At 64.5% G+C, this 18,257-nt stretch carries 18 protein-coding genes; 14 read left to right on the forward strand and 4 right to left on the reverse strand.

Annotated features, from left to right (window positions below):
* Positions 1-194: 194 nt before the first annotated feature.
* Positions 195-1,136 carry a GAF domain-containing protein gene (locus tag I6F37_RS00845; RefSeq protein ID WP_036009968.1) on the forward strand — a complete coding sequence of 314 codons (942 nt, stop codon included), beginning with the start codon at positions 195-197 and terminating at the stop codon, positions 1,134-1,136.
* Between the two features lie 9 nt (positions 1,137-1,145).
* On the opposite strand, the gene I6F37_RS00850 is transcribed toward I6F37_RS00845, so the two are convergent.
* The 3 genes from I6F37_RS00850 to I6F37_RS00860 form a co-directional block, all read right to left on the reverse strand.
* Complete coding sequence (locus I6F37_RS00850; protein ID WP_225150029.1) at positions 1,146-3,419, reverse strand: ComEC/Rec2 family competence protein; 2,274 nt, start codon at positions 3,417-3,419, stop codon at positions 1,146-1,148.
* Between the two features lie 123 nt (positions 3,420-3,542).
* Complete coding sequence (locus I6F37_RS00855) at positions 3,543-3,929, reverse strand: SgcJ/EcaC family oxidoreductase (RefSeq protein ID WP_036009976.1); 387 nt, start codon at positions 3,927-3,929, stop codon at positions 3,543-3,545.
* Between the two features lie 17 nt (positions 3,930-3,946).
* On the reverse strand, positions 3,947-5,623 hold the full coding sequence (locus I6F37_RS00860) for a glutamine--tRNA ligase/YqeY domain fusion protein (protein ID WP_036009979.1): 1,677 nt from the start codon (positions 5,621-5,623) through the stop codon (positions 3,947-3,949).
* Between the two features lie 165 nt (positions 5,624-5,788).
* Between I6F37_RS00860 and gltX the strand changes: the two genes are divergently transcribed.
* The 9 genes from gltX (at position 5,789) to I6F37_RS00905 (ending at position 15,467) form a co-directional block, all read left to right on the forward strand.
* Positions 5,789-7,216, forward strand: coding sequence for a glutamate--tRNA ligase (gene gltX, locus I6F37_RS00865; RefSeq protein WP_109143623.1), 1,428 nt, complete (start codon positions 5,789-5,791; stop codon positions 7,214-7,216).
* Between the two features lie 144 nt (positions 7,217-7,360).
* Positions 7,361-8,662 carry a citrate synthase gene (gene gltA / locus I6F37_RS00870; RefSeq protein ID WP_036009984.1) on the forward strand — a complete coding sequence of 434 codons (1,302 nt, stop codon included), beginning with the start codon at positions 7,361-7,363 and terminating at the stop codon, positions 8,660-8,662.
* 177 nt (positions 8,663-8,839) lie between these two features.
* Positions 8,840-10,018: an ROK family transcriptional regulator gene (locus tag I6F37_RS00875; RefSeq protein WP_225143515.1), complete on the forward strand. Its 1,179-nt coding sequence runs from the start codon at positions 8,840-8,842 to the stop codon at positions 10,016-10,018.
* A gap of 60 nt (positions 10,019-10,078) precedes the next feature.
* Positions 10,079-11,365, forward strand: coding sequence for an ABC transporter substrate-binding protein (locus tag I6F37_RS00880; RefSeq protein WP_036025220.1), 1,287 nt, complete (start codon positions 10,079-10,081; stop codon positions 11,363-11,365).
* Positions 11,362-12,285, forward strand: a complete 924-nt coding sequence (locus I6F37_RS00885) for a carbohydrate ABC transporter permease (protein WP_225150031.1) — start codon at positions 11,362-11,364, stop codon at positions 12,283-12,285. Before I6F37_RS00880 ends, I6F37_RS00885 begins: the two co-directional genes overlap by 4 nt.
* Positions 12,278-13,135, forward strand: coding sequence for a carbohydrate ABC transporter permease (locus tag I6F37_RS00890; RefSeq protein ID WP_036010046.1), 858 nt, complete (start codon positions 12,278-12,280; stop codon positions 13,133-13,135). Before I6F37_RS00885 ends, I6F37_RS00890 begins: the two co-directional genes overlap by 8 nt.
* Positions 13,136-13,145: 10 nt before the next feature.
* Complete coding sequence (locus I6F37_RS00895) at positions 13,146-14,255, forward strand: ABC transporter ATP-binding protein (protein WP_225150033.1); 1,110 nt, start codon at positions 13,146-13,148, stop codon at positions 14,253-14,255.
* Positions 14,252-15,019 (forward strand): SDR family NAD(P)-dependent oxidoreductase, encoded by a 768-nt coding sequence (locus tag I6F37_RS00900; protein ID WP_225150034.1) that lies wholly within the window; start codon positions 14,252-14,254, stop codon positions 15,017-15,019. Before I6F37_RS00895 ends, I6F37_RS00900 begins: the two co-directional genes overlap by 4 nt.
* A 130-nt stretch (positions 15,020-15,149) precedes the next feature.
* Positions 15,150-15,467 carry a hypothetical protein gene (locus I6F37_RS00905; RefSeq protein WP_141697647.1) on the forward strand — a complete coding sequence of 106 codons (318 nt, stop codon included), beginning with the start codon at positions 15,150-15,152 and terminating at the stop codon, positions 15,465-15,467.
* A gap of 311 nt (positions 15,468-15,778) precedes the next feature.
* Here I6F37_RS00905 and I6F37_RS00910 read toward each other — a convergent pair whose 3' ends face one another.
* A complete protein-coding gene (locus tag I6F37_RS00910) occupies positions 15,779-16,441 on the reverse strand; it encodes a phytochelatin synthase family protein (RefSeq protein WP_036009995.1) in 663 nt (220 codons plus the stop codon).
* A gap of 258 nt (positions 16,442-16,699) precedes the next feature.
* Between I6F37_RS00910 and I6F37_RS00915 the strand changes: the two genes are divergently transcribed.
* From I6F37_RS00915 to I6F37_RS00930, 4 genes are all read left to right on the forward strand, one after another.
* The gene (locus I6F37_RS00915; protein ID WP_035699963.1) at positions 16,700-16,915 is read left to right on the forward strand and encodes a dodecin family protein; all 216 of its coding nucleotides are present in this window, start codon (positions 16,700-16,702) and stop codon (positions 16,913-16,915) included.
* Between the two features lie 156 nt (positions 16,916-17,071).
* The gene (locus I6F37_RS00920; protein WP_057030484.1) at positions 17,072-17,383 is read left to right on the forward strand and encodes a hypothetical protein; all 312 of its coding nucleotides are present in this window, start codon (positions 17,072-17,074) and stop codon (positions 17,381-17,383) included.
* 148 nt (positions 17,384-17,531) lie between these two features.
* Entirely contained in the window at positions 17,532-17,717 is a 186-nt protein-coding gene (locus I6F37_RS00925) for a hypothetical protein (protein WP_036025247.1), read from the forward strand.
* A gap of 39 nt (positions 17,718-17,756) precedes the next feature.
* Complete coding sequence (locus tag I6F37_RS00930) at positions 17,757-18,083, forward strand: GcrA family cell cycle regulator (protein ID WP_036010004.1); 327 nt, start codon at positions 17,757-17,759, stop codon at positions 18,081-18,083.
* Positions 18,084-18,257 lie beyond the last annotated feature (174 nt).

Genomic DNA, 18,257 nt, shown 5'->3' on the forward strand with positions numbered 1-18,257 from the left:
CGAGGCCCGGATTGAAATTACCGTCGCCGGCCGAGGCCGGCGAGCCCGGTGAGTTTGTGTTTCAGGACATTCGATCGGCGAGCCTCCGCGCCTCGTCGCCGCACGAAGTTTGAGCCGTCCTGCCTGAATTTTGAACGTCCGCTCCGCAGCCAGATGACCGATGCTGCAATGGCTTGAGGCGGCGGACAGGCTCCATGAAGACCTTCATTCGCGTCGTTGAACTCTGGGTACCCGACCGGGCGCGCATGCGGCTGGAATTCGGCGGCGGCCTCTACGACGAAGGGCTGTCCGCGTTCAAGGCCGTCAGCGAAGAGCTGCACTTCGGATATGACGAGGGACTTCCAGGCAAGGCCTGGGCCTGTGCCCACCCCGTCATCCTCACGAAATTCGCCAACTCCTATTTCAAGCGGACCGATCAGGCCGTTGCGGCCGGCCTCACCTGTGGCGTGGCGGTGCCGGTGTTCGCGGGCGAATTCCTGCAAGCCGTGCTGGTGCTGTTCTGCGGCGACGACGAGGCGCATGTCGGCGCGATCGAGCTCTGGCACAACGATCCTGATCTCTCGCATGAGATGGGGCTCGTCGATGGCTATTACGGCACGGCGGACATGTTCGAATTCAACTCCCGCCACACCAGATTTCCGCGCGGATTCGGCCTGCCCGGACGTACATGGAAGGCGGGCCTGCCGCTGATCATCAAGGACCTGCACGACGCCAAGAGCTTCCTGCGCTGGGAGGACGCCGCCAAGGTCGGGATCAATCTCGGCGTAGGCGTGCCCTATCGAACCGGCACCGACCAGACCTGGGTCATGACATTCCTCTCCGCGCAGGCAACGCCGATTGCGCGACGCTTCGAGATCTGGGTCCCGAACGAGGCCCGTTCGGCGCTGGTCTTTCGCGCCGGCGATTGCAGCGCGCAGATCGACCTTGCCGCACGCTATGCGGCGCAGTCCATCGCCAGGGGCGAAGGCAGCATCGGCGGCGCCTGGGCCGTCGGCATGCCCGCGCTCAACGACGAGCTCACCCGTGACGGCTCGATCGCCGGCTCCGAAGCCCGCGCAGCCGGGCTGAGCCGAATGGTGGCCCTGCCGGTCATCGGCGACGCAAGGCTTAGCGCCGTGCTGGCTTGGTATTTGTAATCGCCCGCGTCAATCGTCGGCCTGCAAGTCGGCCTCCGACGGCGTTGCGTCCCGGTTGCGGGGCACGGCCGTCTTCGGCACGAGGCTGCCGTCGAAATCTCCCTCGCCGGCGCCGGCCGGCAACCAGGGACGGCTTGCCCCTCGCGCCCTCACCGCCTGCACCGAAAAACCCTCTCCGCTTCGCGTCAAGGCCAGCGCGCCCTGGCTGGCAAGACGCGCCCGATCGACCACCATCGCCGCGCAATCGGACGGCGCGGGCCGCGCCGTCACCACCAGCGCGGCGCGGCTGCAATCATCGGCCAGCGCGTCGATGCGCGTCGCCAACGCGATCAGCCTTCCGTCCGCGAGCGGCGCCACGCAGCCGGTCTCGTCACACGACACCCCACTCGCCAACGAGGCGTTGCCGGCATCGCGCGGATCGGCATCGGCAGCCAACCACTCCTTCAGCAGGAAGCTGTCCTTGCTGGCGCGGATCACCTGCAAGCGCCCATCCCCGCCCCGGATCGCGACGCTCGCGCCATCCCCGGCAATCAGGATATCGGGCTGCCGCACCGACAGTCCCCAGAGGATCGCTGCCAGCAGCACCAGGGCGCCGGACCAGCGCAAGGGCGTGCGCAACAGGCCCATCACGATGAGCCCGAGGCTCGCTGCGATCAGCGGCGCGATCCCGAAGGCGGGAATGCGGCCGACGGCGCCCGGCAGGGCCGCCACCCAGCGCGCGACCAGGACCATCCACTCGATGCCGATCCCCATCACCCACCAGAACACGCCGTCGAGCCCGAAGGGCGCCGCGAGCAGCCCCAACAGCCCGGCCGGCATCACCAGCGCCGAGACCACCGGCATGGCGCCGAGATTGGCGAGCACGCCGTATGGGGTCACGCGATGGAAGTGGAAGGCGGCGTATGGCGTGGTCGCGAGCCCCGCGATCAGCGAGGCCAGGAACAGCATCGCGATCTCCCGGCCGCCCCACAACGCGATCCGCGCAGTCGCGGAATGATCGGGCGATGCGAGCAGGTTCGGCATGCCGATCTGCACCAGCGCCACCAGCCCGAGCGTTGCCGCAAACGACATCTGGAAGCTTGGATGCACCAACGCCTCCGGCGCGACCGCAAGCACGATCAGCGCGGCAACCGCCAGCGTGCGGAAGGTGATGGCGCGGCGGTCGACCATCACTGCGATCAGCACCACCGCCGTCATGAAGAACGATCTTTGCGTCGCAACCTCCGCGCCCGACAGCAACAGGTAGAACGCGGCCGCGACCAGCGCCGCGGCGGCCGACCATTTCTTGATGGCAGAGCCGGCCGCCAGCCCCGGGATCAAGGCCAGCAGCGCGCGCACCGCGAAGAAGACGACGCCGGCGACGACCGCCATGTGATAGCCGGAGATCGACAGCACATGGCCGAGTCCCGAGACGAACATGGCATCGTTCACGGGCGCGGTGATCGCATCGCGCCGCCCCGTGAGCAGCGCCGTCGCAATCGCGCGGTTGTCGCCTTCGAGCGTTGCGCGGATGCGCGCGTCGATCGCGTCGCGCAGGCCCTGCATGAAGGCGGCATAGCGCAGCCGCAGGCCGCCGCCATCCGGCGGTGTGGACGCCGTGATCGCGCCCATCACGAAGCCGGAGGCGCCGATGCCCTGGAAGAACATGTCGCGCGAGAAATCATAGCTGCCGGGGCGCACCGGCGAGATCGGCGGCATCAGCCGCGCCTTCAATTGCACGAAGCTGCCGACCTCCGGCGCCGTGCCCTTGCGCACCGAGAGGCGGACGCGCTCGAGCTTGACGTCGCTGCGCTGCGCCTCCATCGCGCTGACGCGCAGCACGAAACGGTCGGTGCGCTCGCGGATGTCGCGCGCTTCCACGAAGCCCGACAGCGACACCGAATAGAGCGGTTTTGCCAAAACGGTGTGCGCGATACGCGCGGTCTTCCAGGTCGCCACGGCAAAACCAGCCGCGACCGCCGCGAGCATGATGGCGGGCGCAAACAGCCGGCTCCGCCGGAGCAGCACCGCGCCGAGCATTAGCGCGATGGCTGTGGCGGCAACCACCCACAGCACCGGCTCATGATCGGCGGCGAAATAAAGCGCAATGCCGCCGCCGAAGGCGACCGGCACCCACGGCAACAGCCGGCCAGGCCCGGCCTCGCCCCGAGCCCATTGGCGCAGCGTCTCGATGATCGCCGGCCAGATGCCAAAGCCCACCGGCGCAAAACCGCCGGCCGCGCGGCCGACCGGCCACGTCCCGGCAACTCCCTGGGACCGTCCTGGCCGGCCCGGCTCCGCCATTCCCCTGCACCTTACGATACGCGACGGCTGCGGAGGCTACCGGACCGTGCGGCTGCACGAATAGCGGTACGGATCGGGAACAGGCGAAGAGCGCCCTACTTTTCTCCGGGCTGGCGCCCGTTGCTAGATCAGCGGCGCCTGCGAGGAGGCGTGGTGATTGACGATCTTCCACTCGCCGTCCTCGCGGATGATGACCCAGCTCATCTTGACGACGAGATCATCCCGCTCGCCCGCGAGATCGAACGTGATGGTCGCGGCCATGTTGATCAGATCAGGGCCGGCCTGCGCGGCGTGCACATCGGAGAACGCGGCGCTTGGCCTGCGCCAGCGCGGCAGGCCGTTGAAGTATTCGGCGACGCCGTCCCGGCCGCGATAGAGCTTCGGGTTGGAGCCGAAGAAGAATGCGTCCTTCGCATAGAGCGAGGACAGCGCGGCCGCATCGAGCGTCGCGAAGCCGGCGCACCATTTCGCGATGATGGCGGAAACGATGGCGTCGGCCTCGCTGCTCATGTCCTGCTCAGCCCTTCTCAACCCTTGGCGACTTCCTTCGCGAACGTGTCGCGCAGACCGATCGTGCGCGAGAACACCGGCTTGCCGGGCGTCGAGTCCTTGTCACGCACGAAATAGCCCTGGCGCTCGAACTGCATCGGCTCGGTCGAATTGCTCTCCGCAACGGACGCCTCGACCCGCGCATCGGCGAGGATCTCCAGCGAGTTCGGGTTGAGATCGGTCGCGAAGTTCGAGGCATCCGGGCTCGGATTGGCGAACAGCTGGTTGTAGATGCGGATCTCCGCCGGCTTGGAGGCCGCCGCCGGCAGCCAGTGCATGGTCGCCTTGACCTTGCGGCCGTCGGGCGCGTTGCCGCCCTTGGTCGCGGGATCATAGGTGCAGCGCAGCTCCACCACCTCACCCTTGTCGTTCTTGATCACGCCGGTACACTTGACGAAATAGGCATAGCGCAGCCGCACCTCGTTGCCAGGCGACAGGCGGAAGAACTTCTTCGGCGGGTTCTCCATGAAGTCGTCCTGCTCGATATAGAGCTCACGGCCGAACGTGATCTTCCGCGTGCCGGCCGAGGGATCGTCGGGATGATTGATCGCCTCGAGCTCCTCGGTCTGCCCTTCCGGATAATTCTCGATCACCACCTTGAGCGGCTTCAAGACCGCCATGCGCCGCTGCGCCGTGCGGTTCAGCTCCTCGCGGATGCAGAACTCCAGCATGCCGACATCGACCACGCTGTTGGCTTTGGCGACGCCGATGCGCTTGACGAACTCGCGAAGTGCAGCCGGCGGCACGCCGCGGCGACGCATGCCCGCCATGGTCGGCATGCGCGGATCGTCCCAGCCCGCGACATGGCCGTCGCGGACGAGCTGGGTCAGCACGCGCTTGGACAGCAGCGTATAGGTGAGATTCAGCCGCGCGAATTCGTACTGATGCGGCTGTGAGGGCACCGGCAGCTTCTCGATGAACCAGTCGTAGAGCGGTCGGTGGTCCTCGAACTCCAGCGTGCAGATCGAATGCGTGATGCCTTCGATGGCATCCGACTGGCCGTGGGCATAGTCGTAGCTCGGGTAGATGCACCATGCGTTGCCGGTGCGCGGATGGTGCGCATGCAGGATGCGGTACAGCACTGGGTCGCGCAGATTGATGTTGCCCGCGGCCATGTCGATCTTGGCCCGCAGCACGCGCGCGCCGTTGGGGAATTCGCCCGCCTTCATGCGGCGGAACAGGTCGAGGTTCTCCTCCACGGAGCGTTCGCGGAACGGCGAATTCTTGCCGGGCTCGGTCAACGTGCCGCGCGAGAGGCGGATCTCCTCCTGGGTCTGGTCGTCGACATAAGCGAGGCCGTCGCGGATCAGCTGCTCCGCCCATTCGTACAGGCGGTCGAAATAGTCCGAGGCGAAGAACAGGTTCTTGCCCCAGTCAAAGCCGAGCCAGCGCACGTCGGCCTGGATTGAATCGATATATTCCTGCTCTTCCTTGACCGGGTTGGTGTCGTCGAAGCGCAGGTGGCAGCGGCCCGGAAACTCCTGGGCGACGCCGAAGTTGAGTGCGATCGACTTGGCGTGGCCGATATGCAAGTAGCCGTTCGGCTCCGGCGGGAACCGGGTCACGATCTCCTTGTATTTGCCCTGATCGAGGTCGGCCTGGATGATGTCACGAATGAAATCGCGCCCAACCTCAGCTGCCACCGGTTCTGTCATTACGAAAATCCTGTAGGGAAATCAGCGGTCCTTCTGCCAAATTCGCGTGGCCGCGCCAAGAGCTTACAAGAGCTTAAGCAAGGCCTGCCGGGTCCGCCGTCGCCCTTTAGTTATGTCCCGTTCCTGCTATACACCACCGCCTCCAATGCATAGGCCCTGCCAAGAATGTCCGATTCCGTCGTCACGCGCTTCGCTCCCTCGCCGACCGGCTTCCTCCATATCGGGGGCGCCCGCACGGCGCTGTTCAACTGGCTCTATGCCAAGAAGCACGGCGGCAAGATGCTGCTGCGGATCGAGGATACCGATCGGGAACGCTCCACGGAGGCGGCGATCGGCGCCATCCTCGACGGGCTGAAGTGGCTCGAGCTCGGCTGGGACGGCGAGGTCATCTACCAGTTCGCCCGCGCCGCCCGGCACCGCGAGGTTGCCGAGCAGCTGCTCGCCGATGGCAAGGCCTACCGCTGCTACGCCACCGCCGAAGAGCTCGCCGCCATGCGCGAGAAGGCGCGCAGCGAGGGGCGCACCCGCCTCTATGACGGCATGTGGCGCGACCGCGACGCGGCGACGGCTCCGAGCGACGTCAAGCCCACCATCCGCCTGCGCGCGCCGCAGACCGGCGAGACCGTGATCGAGGACCAGGTCCAGGGCCGCGTGGTCTGGCAGAACGAGAACCTCGACGATCTCGTCCTGCTGCGCGGAGACGGCAACCCGACCTACATGCTCGCCGTGGTGGTCGACGACCACGACATGGGCGTCACCCATGTGATCCGCGGCGACGACCACCTGATCAACGCCGCGCGCCAGAAGCAGATCTACGATGCGATGGGCTGGGAGCTGCCCAGCATGTCCCATATTCCGCTGATCCACGGCCCGGACGGCTCGAAACTCTCCAAGCGGCACGGCGCGCTCGGCGTCGATGCCTACCGCGCGATGGGGTACCTGCCGGCTGCGCTGCGCAACTACCTGGTCCGGCTCGGCTGGAGCCACGGCGACCAGGAGATCTTCTCGACCGAGGAGATGATCGACGCGTTCGATCTCGGCAGCGTCGGCCGCGCCGCCGCCCGCTTCGATTTCGCCAAGCTGGAAAACCTCAACGGGCACTACATCCGCCACGCCGACGATCAATCGCTCGTGAAGATGTTCGAGGACGTGCTCGACCACGTCGTGCCGAGCCGCGACGAGATCAAGGCCAAGTTAAACGACACCACGCGCGCGCAGCTGCTCAAGGCCATGCCGGCGCTCAAGGAGCGCGCCAAGACATTGATCGAGCTGATCGACGGCGCCCATTTCATCTTCGCCGACCGGCCGCTGGCGCCGGATCCCAAGGCGCAGGCGCTGTTGACGCCCGAGAACCGCAAGCTGATCGGCCAGCTTCATTCCGCGCTGGAGAAAGTCGAGACGTGGAGCGGCGCCACCACGGAAGCGGCGCTACGCGCCTTTGCCGAGGAAAATAGTCTCAAGCTCGGCGCGGTCGCCCAGCCGCTTAGGGCGGCGCTCACCGGACGGACGACGTCCCCTGGTATATTTGAGGTTTTGGAGGTGCTTGGACGCCAGGAAAGCCTCGGCCGGCTTAGGGATCAGTCTACGACGTAAGTCGACCATGCGTGCGGCGATCTTGCAGCGCACATAGCAATAATATACCCATCTCCCCCACATTCTGGAACATCCGGCCTGCCCCCATGGTCGCCCTGGGGGTCTCCGGCTCCGGCCCGTCTCACCACACATCGGGGACCTCTGATGGACGCAAAAGAAAGCCCAAAGACCGCGACGCTGACGGTCGGAAACAAGAATTTCGATCTTCCGATCCTCAGCGGCAGCGTCGGGCCTGACGTCATCGATATCGGCAAGCTCTACGGCCAGTCCGGCCTGTTCACCTACGATCCGGGCTTTACCTCGACCGCGAGCTGCCAGTCCAAGATCACCTATATCGACGGCGACGCGGGCGTGCTGGAATACCGCGGCTACCCGATCGAGCAGCTCGCCGAGCATGGCGACTTCCTGGAGACCTGCTACCTCCTGCTCTACGGCAACCTGCCGACCGCCGCGCAGAAGAAGGATTTCGACTACCGCGTGACCCATCACACGATGGTGCACGAGCAGATGGCCCGCTTCTTCCAGGGCTTCCGCCGCGATGCCCATCCGATGGCGATCATGGTTGCCGCCGTCGGCGCCCTCGCCGCGTTCTATCACGATAGCACCGACATCAACGATCCGAAGCAGCGCATGATCGCCTCCATGCGCATGATCGCGAAGATCCCGACGCTGGCTGCGATGGCCTACAAATACACCGTCGGCCAGCCCTTCGTTTATCCGAAGAACTCGCTCGGCTTTGCCGAGAACTTCCTGAACATGTGCTTCGCGGTGCCTTGCGAAGACTACAAGGTCAGCCCGGTGCTCGCCGACGCGCTGGAGAAGATCTTCATCCTGCACGCCGACCACGAGCAGAACGCCTCGACCTCGACGGTGCGCATCGCCGGCTCCTCGGGCGCCAACCCGTTCGCCTGCATCGCGGCCGGCATCGCCTGCCTCTGGGGCCCGGCCCATGGCGGCGCCAACGAAGCCGCGCTGAACATGCTCTATCAGATCGGCACGGTCGACAAGATCCCCGAGTTCATCGCCAAGGTGAAGGACAAGAATTCCGAAGTCCGCCTGATGGGCTTCGGCCACCGGGTCTACAAGAACTACGATCCGCGCGCCAAGATCATGCAGAAGATGTGTCATGCCGTGCTCAAGGAGACCGGCCATGGCGACGATCCGATGCTGAAGGTGGCGATGGAGCTCGAGAAGATCGCGCTCAGCGACCAGTACTTCATCGACCGCAAGCTCTACCCGAACGTGGACTTCTATTCGGGCATCACGCTGAAGGCGATGGGCTTCCCGGTCTCGATGTTCACCGTGCTGTTCGCGGTCGCCCGCACCGTCGGCTGGATCAGCCAGTGGAGCGAGATGATCGAGGATCCCCAGCAGAAGATCGGCCGCCCGCGCCAGCTCTACACCGGCGTCGCCAAGCGCGATTACGTGCCGATCGACAAGCGCTAACGTCAGGCCATCACGCTTTCGCAGCGGCGCCATCGCAAGATGGCGCCGTTTTGTTTTGCGCCCGCACTTTCCTCGTGCTGCCGCGCACAACAACAAGTCCATGCTCACGGCGGCAAGCGCCTTGACAGCCGAAATGCTCCGCGCGCATTCTTACTCTAAGTAAGAATGACGACAGGGATGGAAATGCCGGAGCAGCCGAGAAGTCGGCGGCAGACGCGCGCTGCCATTTTGACTCATCTGCTTCAGTCGGGCGGCTCGTTTCGTCCGCCACTGGCCAAGGCCGTGCGTCTGTCGGAAGCGAGCCTGTCGCGCATCCTGCTTGACCTGAAGGCCGAAGGCCTGATCGAGGAGGTGCGGCGCCCTGCCCCTTACGTCGGCGGCCCGACCGGTCTCGTGTCGCTGGACCACGCGGTGGCGCTGGCAGCCTTCGAGCTGACGACGCAGCGGCTCAGCGTCGGGGTCGGCGGCCTGTCGGGTGAGCTGCACTACACCGAGCGTGTGCCGCTCCCGAAGACGCCTGACGTCGAGACCGTCGGCCGGGCATTTCGCGAAGCGATGACGTTGTTGCGCGACTGGACGCGGCGCCGCCGGATCACCCTCTCGCAGATCGGCGTCTCGATTCCCGGCCTCGGCCGTCTCAGCATATCGGCCAATCCGATCATTCCCTGCGACGTCGCTCGCATCAGCGACATGTTCGGCGAGATGTTCGCCGGCGTGCCGCTCGAATTCACCAATTCGGTCGTCGCGCATGCCACCTTTAACCGCTGCCGCACGGAAAACTACCCGTTCAACGACACGCATCTGTTCGTGCTCGTCAGCCACGGCGTCGCCGGCGCCTGGATGGATGATCCGGCCGAGACCGATGCTCTGCAGCCGATCGAGCTCGGCCACATGGTGTTCGGGCCTGACGGACCGCGCTGCCGCTGCGGACATCACGGCTGCGTCGAGGCCTATACGTCGATTCCCGCGCTGGCTGCGCTTCTCGGCGTTTCCGAGACCGAGCTGCTCCAGCTCGGCAACGAATGGGTCAACACGGTCCCGATCTCATCGCGCGTGCGGCAGGATTTGCGCCGTCGGCTGTTCCGGCTCGGCCTTGCGATCGGCAATACGCTGAACGTCAAGCCGTGCGGCGGCGTTGCAATCAGCGGCTGGCCGTCGCTTCTCGCTGAAGAGGATCGGCAAGCACTGGTCGATGGCATCGACGCCTGCCTGCTGGGCGGACGCAAACTGGCGCAGGTCTCCCTCGCCTTCGTGCCGCCGTCGACCGGCAACGATCCGCAGGCTGCGCTCGCCTTCGCCGCCTTTTGTCTCGCCAGCCGTGGCGGCATGCCCGCGGCATCGACGGAGGCGGCCTGACATGCGCTGAGCCCAAACGGCCTATAAAGCGCGAAAGATTTCACACCGGGAGGAACTGCCATGCCGATCACAACAACAAGGCGTCGTCTGCTCGCTGGCTCCGCTGCCGCGCTCGCATTTCCGCACCTTGCCCGCGCGCAAGGCGCGGCCAAGCCGCGACTGACCGCGATCTCGCAATGGTCGGCGGGCAGCGACGGGGCGGCCATTACGGCGCTCGGCAAGAAATTCGAGGAGAAGGGCGGCGTTTGGCAGCACTCGCCCGTCCCCGGCTTCACCACCGAGATGATGAACAAGCTGCGCGCGCAGATCATGGCCGGCGATCCGCCGGCTTGCTCGCAGCTCAAGGGGCCCGAGATTGCGGCCTGGTCGAAGATTGCGCCCACCGTAAATCTCGATGCCCTCGTCGCGGCCGCCGGCTACGAGAAGGTTGTCGCTCCGGACCTTGCAAAGCTGCACAAGCCCGGCGGCAAATGGATTGCGCTGCCGCTACAGATCTACAGCACCAACATGCTCTTCCTGTCCAAGCGCGCGATGGACAAGGCGAAGGCGGACAAGGTCCCCGTCACCTGGGCCGACTTCAACGACCTCGCCGAAAAGATGAAGGCGGGCGGAGTCGCTTCTCCCATCGCCAATGGCGGCACCCGCCCGGACGACGGACAGAAATTCGAGGCGGCTCTCGCGGGCATCAGTCCGCTCGCCTATCGCGCGGCCATCATGAATCTCGAGAAGAAGGCCCTCGAGGGTCCGGAGATCAAGGCCGCGTTCGCCCAGGTGCGCAAGATCGCCGACTGGATGGACCCCAACGTCGGCGCCCAGCATTTCTCGACCAACCTGAAGCGCTTCATCGACGGCGACATGGGCATGATGATCATGGGCGGATGGGCGCAGGGCGTGTTGCGCAATGCCGGATTCAAGCTCGAGGACTTCATGATTGCGCCAGGCCCGAGCGACAACGGCAAGCCGGTCTTCCTGTTGAATGCCGACGCCTTCATCTTCTGGCAGCGCAAGGAGGCGGACCTGCAAGCCGGCCAGACCCTGATGGCTCAGCTCGTCATGGATCCGGCGATCCAGACCATGTACTCGCAGATCACCGGCTCCATCCCCGTGCGCACTGACGTCGATCTATCAGGCGAAGGCTGGTCGGAGGGGCAACGAACAACCTCGAAGGCCTTGAAGGAGGCCATCGCCAGCAATCAGGCCGTCCTCAGCATGGCGCACAACATGGCGCAGGAAAACGGAATGACCGCGGCGATGATCGACGTAATCACGGAGTACGTGAAGAACAAGACGATCAAGCCGGAGCAGGCAGCCACCCGCCTCGCCGAGGCCGTCGAGGGCGCGCGTTGAGCAATGCCGCCACGATGAGGCCGGGCCGGCCGGCTCTTCCCGAATGGGTGCGCCGGCTGCCCGAATATCTGACGATCTGGGTGCCGCTGCTGCTGTCGGCGGCGCACCTCGTCTCGTTTTCGCTCTGGACGATCTGGATCTCGTTCACGCCGTCCACCCTCGTTCCCGTTGCGGGCTGGGTCGGCTTGCGCAACTACACGGCGGTCACGGCATCGCGCAACTGGCAAATCGCCTTCGACAATTTGCTGCTGTTCGGCAGCGCTTTCGTGCTGCTGAGCGCAGCGACCGGCCTCATCCTCGCGATCCTGCTCGATCAGCGCATTCGTGGCGAGAACGTGCTGCGCTCCATCTTCCTCTATCCCCTGGCGGTGTCCTTCGTGGTCACCGGCACGGTCTGGAGCTGGCTGCTCAATCCCGGTCTCGGGATCCAGAAGCTGGTGCACGACCTCGGCTGGACCTCCTTTAAGTTCGACTGGCTGATCGACCGCGACATGGCGATCTGGACCATTGTCATCGCCGCGATCTGGCAATCCTGCGGCTTTGCCATGGCGCTGTTCCTTGCCGGCCTTCGCTCGGTCGATCCCGACATCATCAAGGCCGCGCAGATCGACGGCGCGGGACCGGTCCGAACCTACCGGCGTATCATCCTGCCGTCGCTGTGGCCGATCACGGTCACCGTCGTGGTGATCCAGTTGCAGTTCGCGATCTCGACCTTCGACCTCGTGCGCGCGCTCACCAACGGCGGACCGGGAATCGCGACCCAGCTGCCGGCACTCGTCGTCTACGACCTGATGTTCCAGCGCAGCCTGCTCGGCCGCGGCGCGGCGGCGGCCGTGCTGATGTTGCTCATTCTTCTCGCGGTGCTGCTGCCCTATGCGGCGTGGCGATACATCCAGCGACGGCGAGGCGCCTATGCCTGACCGCAGCTTCGCACCGACCCGGATCCTGATCTATCTCGCCGTCTTCTTGATCGCCGCGGCCTGGCTCGCGCCGCTCGTGGTCGTGGTGCTGAACTCGCTGCGGACCAACGAGGAGATCGCGCAGGGATCGATGATCGGCTGGCCGCAGCATCTGGCCTGGAGCAACTACGCCGCAGCCTGGAGCGGCTTCTGTGTCGCCGAGACCTGCGCCGGCATCCGGCCCTACATGCTGAACTCCGCGCTGGTCACGATTCCCGCCACGATCTTCTCCACCCTGCTCGGCGCAATCGCCGGTTACGCCGTCTCGCTCTGGCGCTTCCGAGGCGACAACTGGATCTATGGCATCGTGACGCTTGGCCTGTTCCTCCCCCAGCAGATGCGCCTGCTGCCCTGGACCATCGTGCTGCGGGACGTCGGCCTCATCAACACCCTGACCGGCCTCGTGCTGATTCACACCATTCAGGGGCTCTCATTCACCACGCTGTTCTGCCGGAATTATTATGTCGCCATTCCCCATGAACTGATCAGGGCCGCCCGCATCGACGGCGCCGGCTTCTTCCGCATCTTCTGGCGCATCATCCTGCCGCTCTCAGGTCCCATCCTGATCGTCACGGTGATCTGGCAGTTCACCCATATCTGGAACGAGTTCCTCTATGGCGTGACGTTCACCACCGGCCAGCAGCAGCCCGTCACCGCAGCGCTTATCGCGCTGTCCGCCGCCGTCGCGGATATCCCGCAGCATGGCGTGCAGAGCGCAGCGGTGATCATCGCCGCGCTGCCCACGCTGTTGATCTACCTGCTCGGCGGCAAGTACTTCGTCCGCGGCCTGACTGCCGGGGCCGTGAAATGATGGAGTTGTCATGGCAGCACTGAGCATTCGCGCCCTGTCCAAGCGTTACGCCAATCTGGAGGTGCTGAAGGACATCGCGCTCGACATCGAGAGCGGCGAGTTCACCGTGCTGGTCGGCCCGTCCGGCTGCGGCAAGTCCACCCTGCTCAACATCGTCGCCGGGCTCGACCGCCCGAGCGCGGGAACGATCGAAATCGGCGGCCGCGTCGTCAATGACGTCGCGCCGAAGGACCGCGACATCGCCATGGTGTTCCAATCCTACGCGCTCTATCCCTCGATGACCGTGCGCCAGAACATCACCTTCGGCATGGAATGCCGTCACGTTCCCAAAGCCGAGCAGGACGCTGCGGTCGGCAACGTCGCAAAACTGCTCCAGATCGAGCCGCTGCTCGGCCGCAAGCCCTCGCAATTGTCCGGCGGCCAGCGCCAGCGAGTGGCGATGGGACGCGCGCTGGTGCGCAATCCCCTACTCTTCCTGTTCGACGAACCGCTCTCCAATCTCGATGCCAAGCTGCGCGTCGAGATGCGGATGGAGATCAAGCGCCTGCATCAGCGCATCGGCGCCACCATCGTCTATGTCACCCACGACCAGATCGAGGCGATGACGATGGCGACGCGGATCGCCGTGATGCATCAGGGCAGCGTGCAGCAATTCGCCGATCCCGACACCGTGTACCGCTATCCCGCCAATCTGTTCGTCGCACGCTTCATGGGCTCGCCGCCGATGAACACCATGCCGGCGCGGCTCGAGGCCGAAAATGACGGTCCGGTCGTCGTGATCGGCGCGGGACGGCCCGACGAGCTTCGTCTGCGCCTTACGGGGTACGACGCCGCAGCACGCTTTGTCGGGCGCAAGGTGGTGTTCGGAATCAGGCCGGAATGCATCGCTGAGGGGAGCCGCACGTTTTCCAGCGAAGCGCCTGTCCTCGTCGAGGCGCCGGTGGAGCTGGTCGAGCCCACCGGTGCCGAGACGATGGTGCTCCTGCGGCTCGGCGGCGAGCCCGCGATGGCACGAGTCTCGCCGGATATCCGCCCCGCGCCCGGCACGTCCGCCGCCTTCGCGCTCGACACCCGCCGCATTTGCCTGTTCGACCCCGAGACGGAGCGCCTGATCGCATGACGAAGACGACCTATTCCAGCCTAGCCGGCAGCGTGGTGCTGATCACCGGAGGCGCCAGCGGCATCGGCGCCGCCTTCGTCCGGGCCTTCGCGGGCCAAGGCGCCCGGGTCGCCTTCTTCGACATCGATAAGGACGCCGGCGAAGCCCTGGTGCGGGAAATAGCGGCCTCGTCCGGGCCTGGGCCGCTGTTCGTGCCCTGCGATCTCCTCGACATCGATGCCCTGCGCAGCGCGATGGCAGAAGCCCGCCGCTCGCTTGGCGACGCCGCCGTTCTCGTCAACAACGCCGCCAACGATCAGCGCCAGACTCTCGCCGAGGTCACGCCGTCCGAGTTCGACTGGATGATCGGCGTCAATCTCAAGCACGTCTTCTTCGCGGCACAAGCGGTGGTGCCACAGATGCAGGCGCGCGGCGGCGGCTCGATCATCAACATGTCCTCGATCGCCTGGATGCGCGGCGCGCCGGCGCTGCCGGTCTATGCCGCGGCGAAAGCGGCGATCGTCGGCTTCACCAACTCGCTGGCGCGCTCCGTCGGTCCCGACCGCATTCGCGTCAACGCGATCGCGCCGGGCATGGTCATCACCGAGCGCCAGCGCAGGCTGTGGTATCCGGACGATCGGGTCATCGCCGAGATACGCTCGCGCCAGGCGGTGCCCGATGCGGTAACGCCCGAAGACATTGCCAATATGGCACTGTTCCTCGCCTCCGACGAAAGCCAGCGCATCACCAGCCAGTGTTTCAGGGTTGATGGCGGACTCGCCTAGGCCGGTGCGCATAAGACCGTTCGAGTGCCCTTTGCTTAGCCCTACGTGACGTTCGACAATAGTGATTGGAACTAGGAAACCTTGGGAGGTTCGCGCGTTTAGGGGCCGGAGCAAGCCGTGGAGGAGAAGCATGCGAACAGCAATTCTCGCATTGATTGTAGTTGCCGGAAGCGCAATGAGCTTCCAAGCAACGGCCCAACAGCAAAAGGCCGCACCCAGTGAGCAAACCAAGGAGGAGATGAAGCGCGACGTGGACCGGGAGCTCAAGGCTGGCCAGCCCAACGAGCAGATGCAGCGCGATGCGGACAAAGGGATCAAGACCCGCAACTCCGGAGAGTCCGGATACGTGGCCGATCAAGACAAGCCGGCCGCTTCGGCGCATCCTCCGGGCCGACCGGGAAGTGAGCAGACCACGGGTTCGGGTAGCCAGACCGGCACTCCGAAATAGAACACTCGGCCTGCTCTGCGTCTACGGCGAGTTGCGCGGGCGCCGGAAGTGGCCAATTCACGGGTCGCATGCGGTCCCGGGTTAGCGTGTCGTCCGCCTGGTTGCCGCCCAAATGTCCTCCCGGGGTCAGTATGTCGCGCTCAGTGTACGCGTGGAGCGAGACCCCGCGGGCAAGTGGCGGGCCGTCATAGGGCGCACAAGCGCCAGTCGAGGCAAGGACGGCCTCCGCGTTCTGTCCACCGCCGATAGCCGACATCCAAGCTGCCTCAAATTATCCGGCTAAGGGCCACGGTGCGACCTGGAGCGGGATGTTACTCTATGAACAGCAGTCCCCTCTTCTTATCGCCGTCAAACGTATTTACAGCGTCGAACAGCCGCTTCCGTTCGACTAGCCACGGCTGGAAATCGAAATTGACATCGAGCACGAAAACGAGGTCTTCGGCTTCGAAATAGCCTCCAATTGGGGAATGGTGTCCACTACCAGCACCAAAAATATGAGCGCGATCGAAATTCACGATGTAACGTCGCCGCGGATCGTTGGAGCGACGGAGATGCTCCAGAAACTGGTTTTCGCTGAGATCGCGCAAGACAGTAACTTTCCGGCTGGTGTTGGACTGGGCGACGTTGGCCAGTTCGTCAAGCGTGAGCCCCATAATGCATACGCCTGTCCAGCAACTCCACGTCCCGGCCAGCACCTTGCCTTCCGTCCTTGCCGCCTCGCCAAGGGACCGATACGCATTTGCAACAGCGGCAGGTCCGCAGCGAGAGCCATTTGACTGCCAATCAACGTGTCCTTCAAATGTTGCTGCCACGGGCAGGTGCCACGCACGCTCAATAAGCTCCGGAGTACGTGTGACCGATGAGGCTATGGCTTCTGATGGCACGTGCGATTGATTGACCACCAGGGCCCCGGCACACACCAGACTCAGGGCAATCACCAAGCTGCTGATGCTTACGCGGTGCCATCGCTTCATGGATCGGAACCTTGGCGGCAATGACGACTTAGGCGCGCAAAATTATACTCGGAAGCCGGAGAGCGCGAAGAAGATACCTGTCCGCGTTCGTTCGGGCTGAAAATGCGAACATAATTTCCGACAGGACGACCCGAGTTCTTCTTTTGGATCGAACAGGAAAGTGACAGCCAATCGGACCCTTTCCGCGGCATCCCGAGATGTATCAGCGTCGAGATCCCAGTGCTAGACTTCCTGGTCCTAGCGATTGGGAGGACGAACATGCCCGATAGCGTCTACAAGGTCATTGAACTGGTCGGTACCAGCAGCGACTCATGGGAGAAGGCGGCCGCTAACGCAGTCGAGCAAGCTGCTAAATCTCTCCGAGATCTCCGCATTGCAGAGGTCGTCAAGCTCGATATGCAGCTGGATGACAAGGGAAAAGTTGAGGCCTATCGCGCCAAGCTCAACGTATCGTTCAAGTTCGAGGGCTCCTGAGCCTCAGCACCTCGCCGCTTCGGGCGAGGACGGCTCATTGGACAGGCGCGTTGCGGTCCGCCAGCCGGACGCTGTGGCCCATCCCGGAAGTTGGCACTAGTCCGAGCGGGACCGAAATGCTTTGATGCGAAGGAGCGTATGGCGCGTGGTGGCCCCATGTACATGGTCATTCGCAAGTACAGTAAGGTTCGTTCGGTCGCCGACGCCGCTCGTCGCGCCAAGAGCGGCGTCGGTGAGATCCTAAGACAATCGCGGGGATTCAAATCTTACCATGTGCTGGATGCGGGCGACGGTGTCGGTATCGCGGTGATGATATTTGACGACCGCGAAAGCGCCAACGCAGCGAACGCCAAGATACTGGCATTTGTTCAAGCCAGTCTACCCGACCTCGATCTTGGAGTTCCTGAAATCGCTGCCGGCGAGGTTTTGGTGAACTTAGAGCCCAATGGGTCCTCGGGCATCAAGTAGCCGAAAACGCTGCCTGTTGCATGGCCCGCCGCCCGCTGATCGTGCAGTCTACCCGACCTGCATCGCGTTTGCGGCGGTCGCGCCCCGGCACCGGCATATGCCGGCCAAGAATCTGGCGACTGCGCTAATTTTCGAGGAGCACAATGCCATGAAGCAACACACCTCCGAAGCATTTTCCACCACAGCCAGGAAACTGCTCATGCGGATGCGCATCGTGATGCCACCCAGGGATCCCGATGAAGACGAGGAGGATGAAGACGAGGAGGACGAAGACGAGGATGAGCAAGATGATGCCGACGAACCGGCGGTCGTGCGCGAGCCGGACGAAGACTAGACTAGCCGGTGTCTGGCAGTCGCCGTTATACTATCTCTCATGGGCTGGGATGCGAAAGACATAGCGCTTCTCAAAAGGCTCTGGTCCGCGGGGCAGAGCGCGGCGCAGATTGCGCGCCATCTCGGCTGCAGTCGTAACGCGGTATGCGGTATGCTGAACCGTCTGGGCCTGAAGCGCGGCCACAAGCCGCCCACAGCGCAGCCCCAGATAAGGCCGGCCCCGAAGCTGAGGCCGTCGTCGGCCGCCTGCGCCCGTCCCATCGCGCGGAGGGTGTCGCCGAGTACAGCAGAGAGGGAGCTGCCAAAGGAATTCAGCCGGCAGCAGCTTTACGCCATTCTGGCTGAGGCGGTCAGAAACACTGGTTAAGAGCTCACCACGAACGTCCTTGCTCTCCCGTCCATGTCGGCCGCGTCGTTACTTTGCAAATGAGCGTCGGCCACCCGCGAGACAAGAAGCAGGGCCCACCTCACACGCATGCGTTGATGAAACCGGGTTTTAGCTCGCGTTGTTTCGGCTCGGGGTCGTCACAGCCACGTCGCT

It is taken from the genome of Bradyrhizobium sp. NBAIM08, from assembly GCF_020193935.1.
GTDB classification, from domain to species: Bacteria; Pseudomonadota; Alphaproteobacteria; order Rhizobiales; family Xanthobacteraceae; genus Bradyrhizobium; species Bradyrhizobium yuanmingense.

Excerpts from the sequence above, each read along its gene's own strand:
- I6F37_RS00845 (WP_036009968.1), top strand. The coding sequence starts at position 195 with ATGAAGACCTTCATTCGCGTCGTTGAACTCTGGGTACCCGACCGGGCG.
- I6F37_RS00850 (WP_225150029.1), bottom strand. The coding sequence starts at position 3,419 with ATGGCGGAGCCGGGCCGGCCAGGACGGTCCCAGGGAGTTGCCGGGACG.
- I6F37_RS00855 (WP_036009976.1), bottom strand. The coding sequence starts at position 3,929 with ATGAGCAGCGAGGCCGACGCCATCGTTTCCGCCATCATCGCGAAATGG.
- I6F37_RS00860 (WP_036009979.1), bottom strand. The coding sequence starts at position 5,623 with ATGACAGAACCGGTGGCAGCTGAGGTTGGGCGCGATTTCATTCGTGAC.
- gltX (WP_109143623.1), top strand. The coding sequence starts at position 5,789 with ATGTCCGATTCCGTCGTCACGCGCTTCGCTCCCTCGCCGACCGGCTTC.
- gltA (WP_036009984.1), top strand. The coding sequence starts at position 7,361 with ATGGACGCAAAAGAAAGCCCAAAGACCGCGACGCTGACGGTCGGAAAC.
- I6F37_RS00875 (WP_225143515.1), top strand. The coding sequence starts at position 8,840 with ATGGAAATGCCGGAGCAGCCGAGAAGTCGGCGGCAGACGCGCGCTGCC.
- I6F37_RS00880 (WP_036025220.1), top strand. The coding sequence starts at position 10,079 with ATGCCGATCACAACAACAAGGCGTCGTCTGCTCGCTGGCTCCGCTGCC.
- I6F37_RS00890 (WP_036010046.1), top strand. The coding sequence starts at position 12,278 with ATGCCTGACCGCAGCTTCGCACCGACCCGGATCCTGATCTATCTCGCC.
- I6F37_RS00895 (WP_225150033.1), top strand. The coding sequence starts at position 13,146 with ATGGCAGCACTGAGCATTCGCGCCCTGTCCAAGCGTTACGCCAATCTG.
- I6F37_RS00900 (WP_225150034.1), top strand. The coding sequence starts at position 14,252 with ATGACGAAGACGACCTATTCCAGCCTAGCCGGCAGCGTGGTGCTGATC.
- I6F37_RS00905 (WP_141697647.1), top strand. The coding sequence starts at position 15,150 with ATGCGAACAGCAATTCTCGCATTGATTGTAGTTGCCGGAAGCGCAATG.
- I6F37_RS00910 (WP_036009995.1), bottom strand. The coding sequence starts at position 16,441 with ATGAAGCGATGGCACCGCGTAAGCATCAGCAGCTTGGTGATTGCCCTG.
- I6F37_RS00915 (WP_035699963.1), top strand. The coding sequence starts at position 16,700 with ATGCCCGATAGCGTCTACAAGGTCATTGAACTGGTCGGTACCAGCAGC.
- I6F37_RS00920 (WP_057030484.1), top strand. The coding sequence starts at position 17,072 with ATGTACATGGTCATTCGCAAGTACAGTAAGGTTCGTTCGGTCGCCGAC.
- I6F37_RS00925 (WP_036025247.1), top strand. The coding sequence starts at position 17,532 with ATGAAGCAACACACCTCCGAAGCATTTTCCACCACAGCCAGGAAACTG.
- I6F37_RS00930 (WP_036010004.1), top strand. The coding sequence starts at position 17,757 with ATGGGCTGGGATGCGAAAGACATAGCGCTTCTCAAAAGGCTCTGGTCC.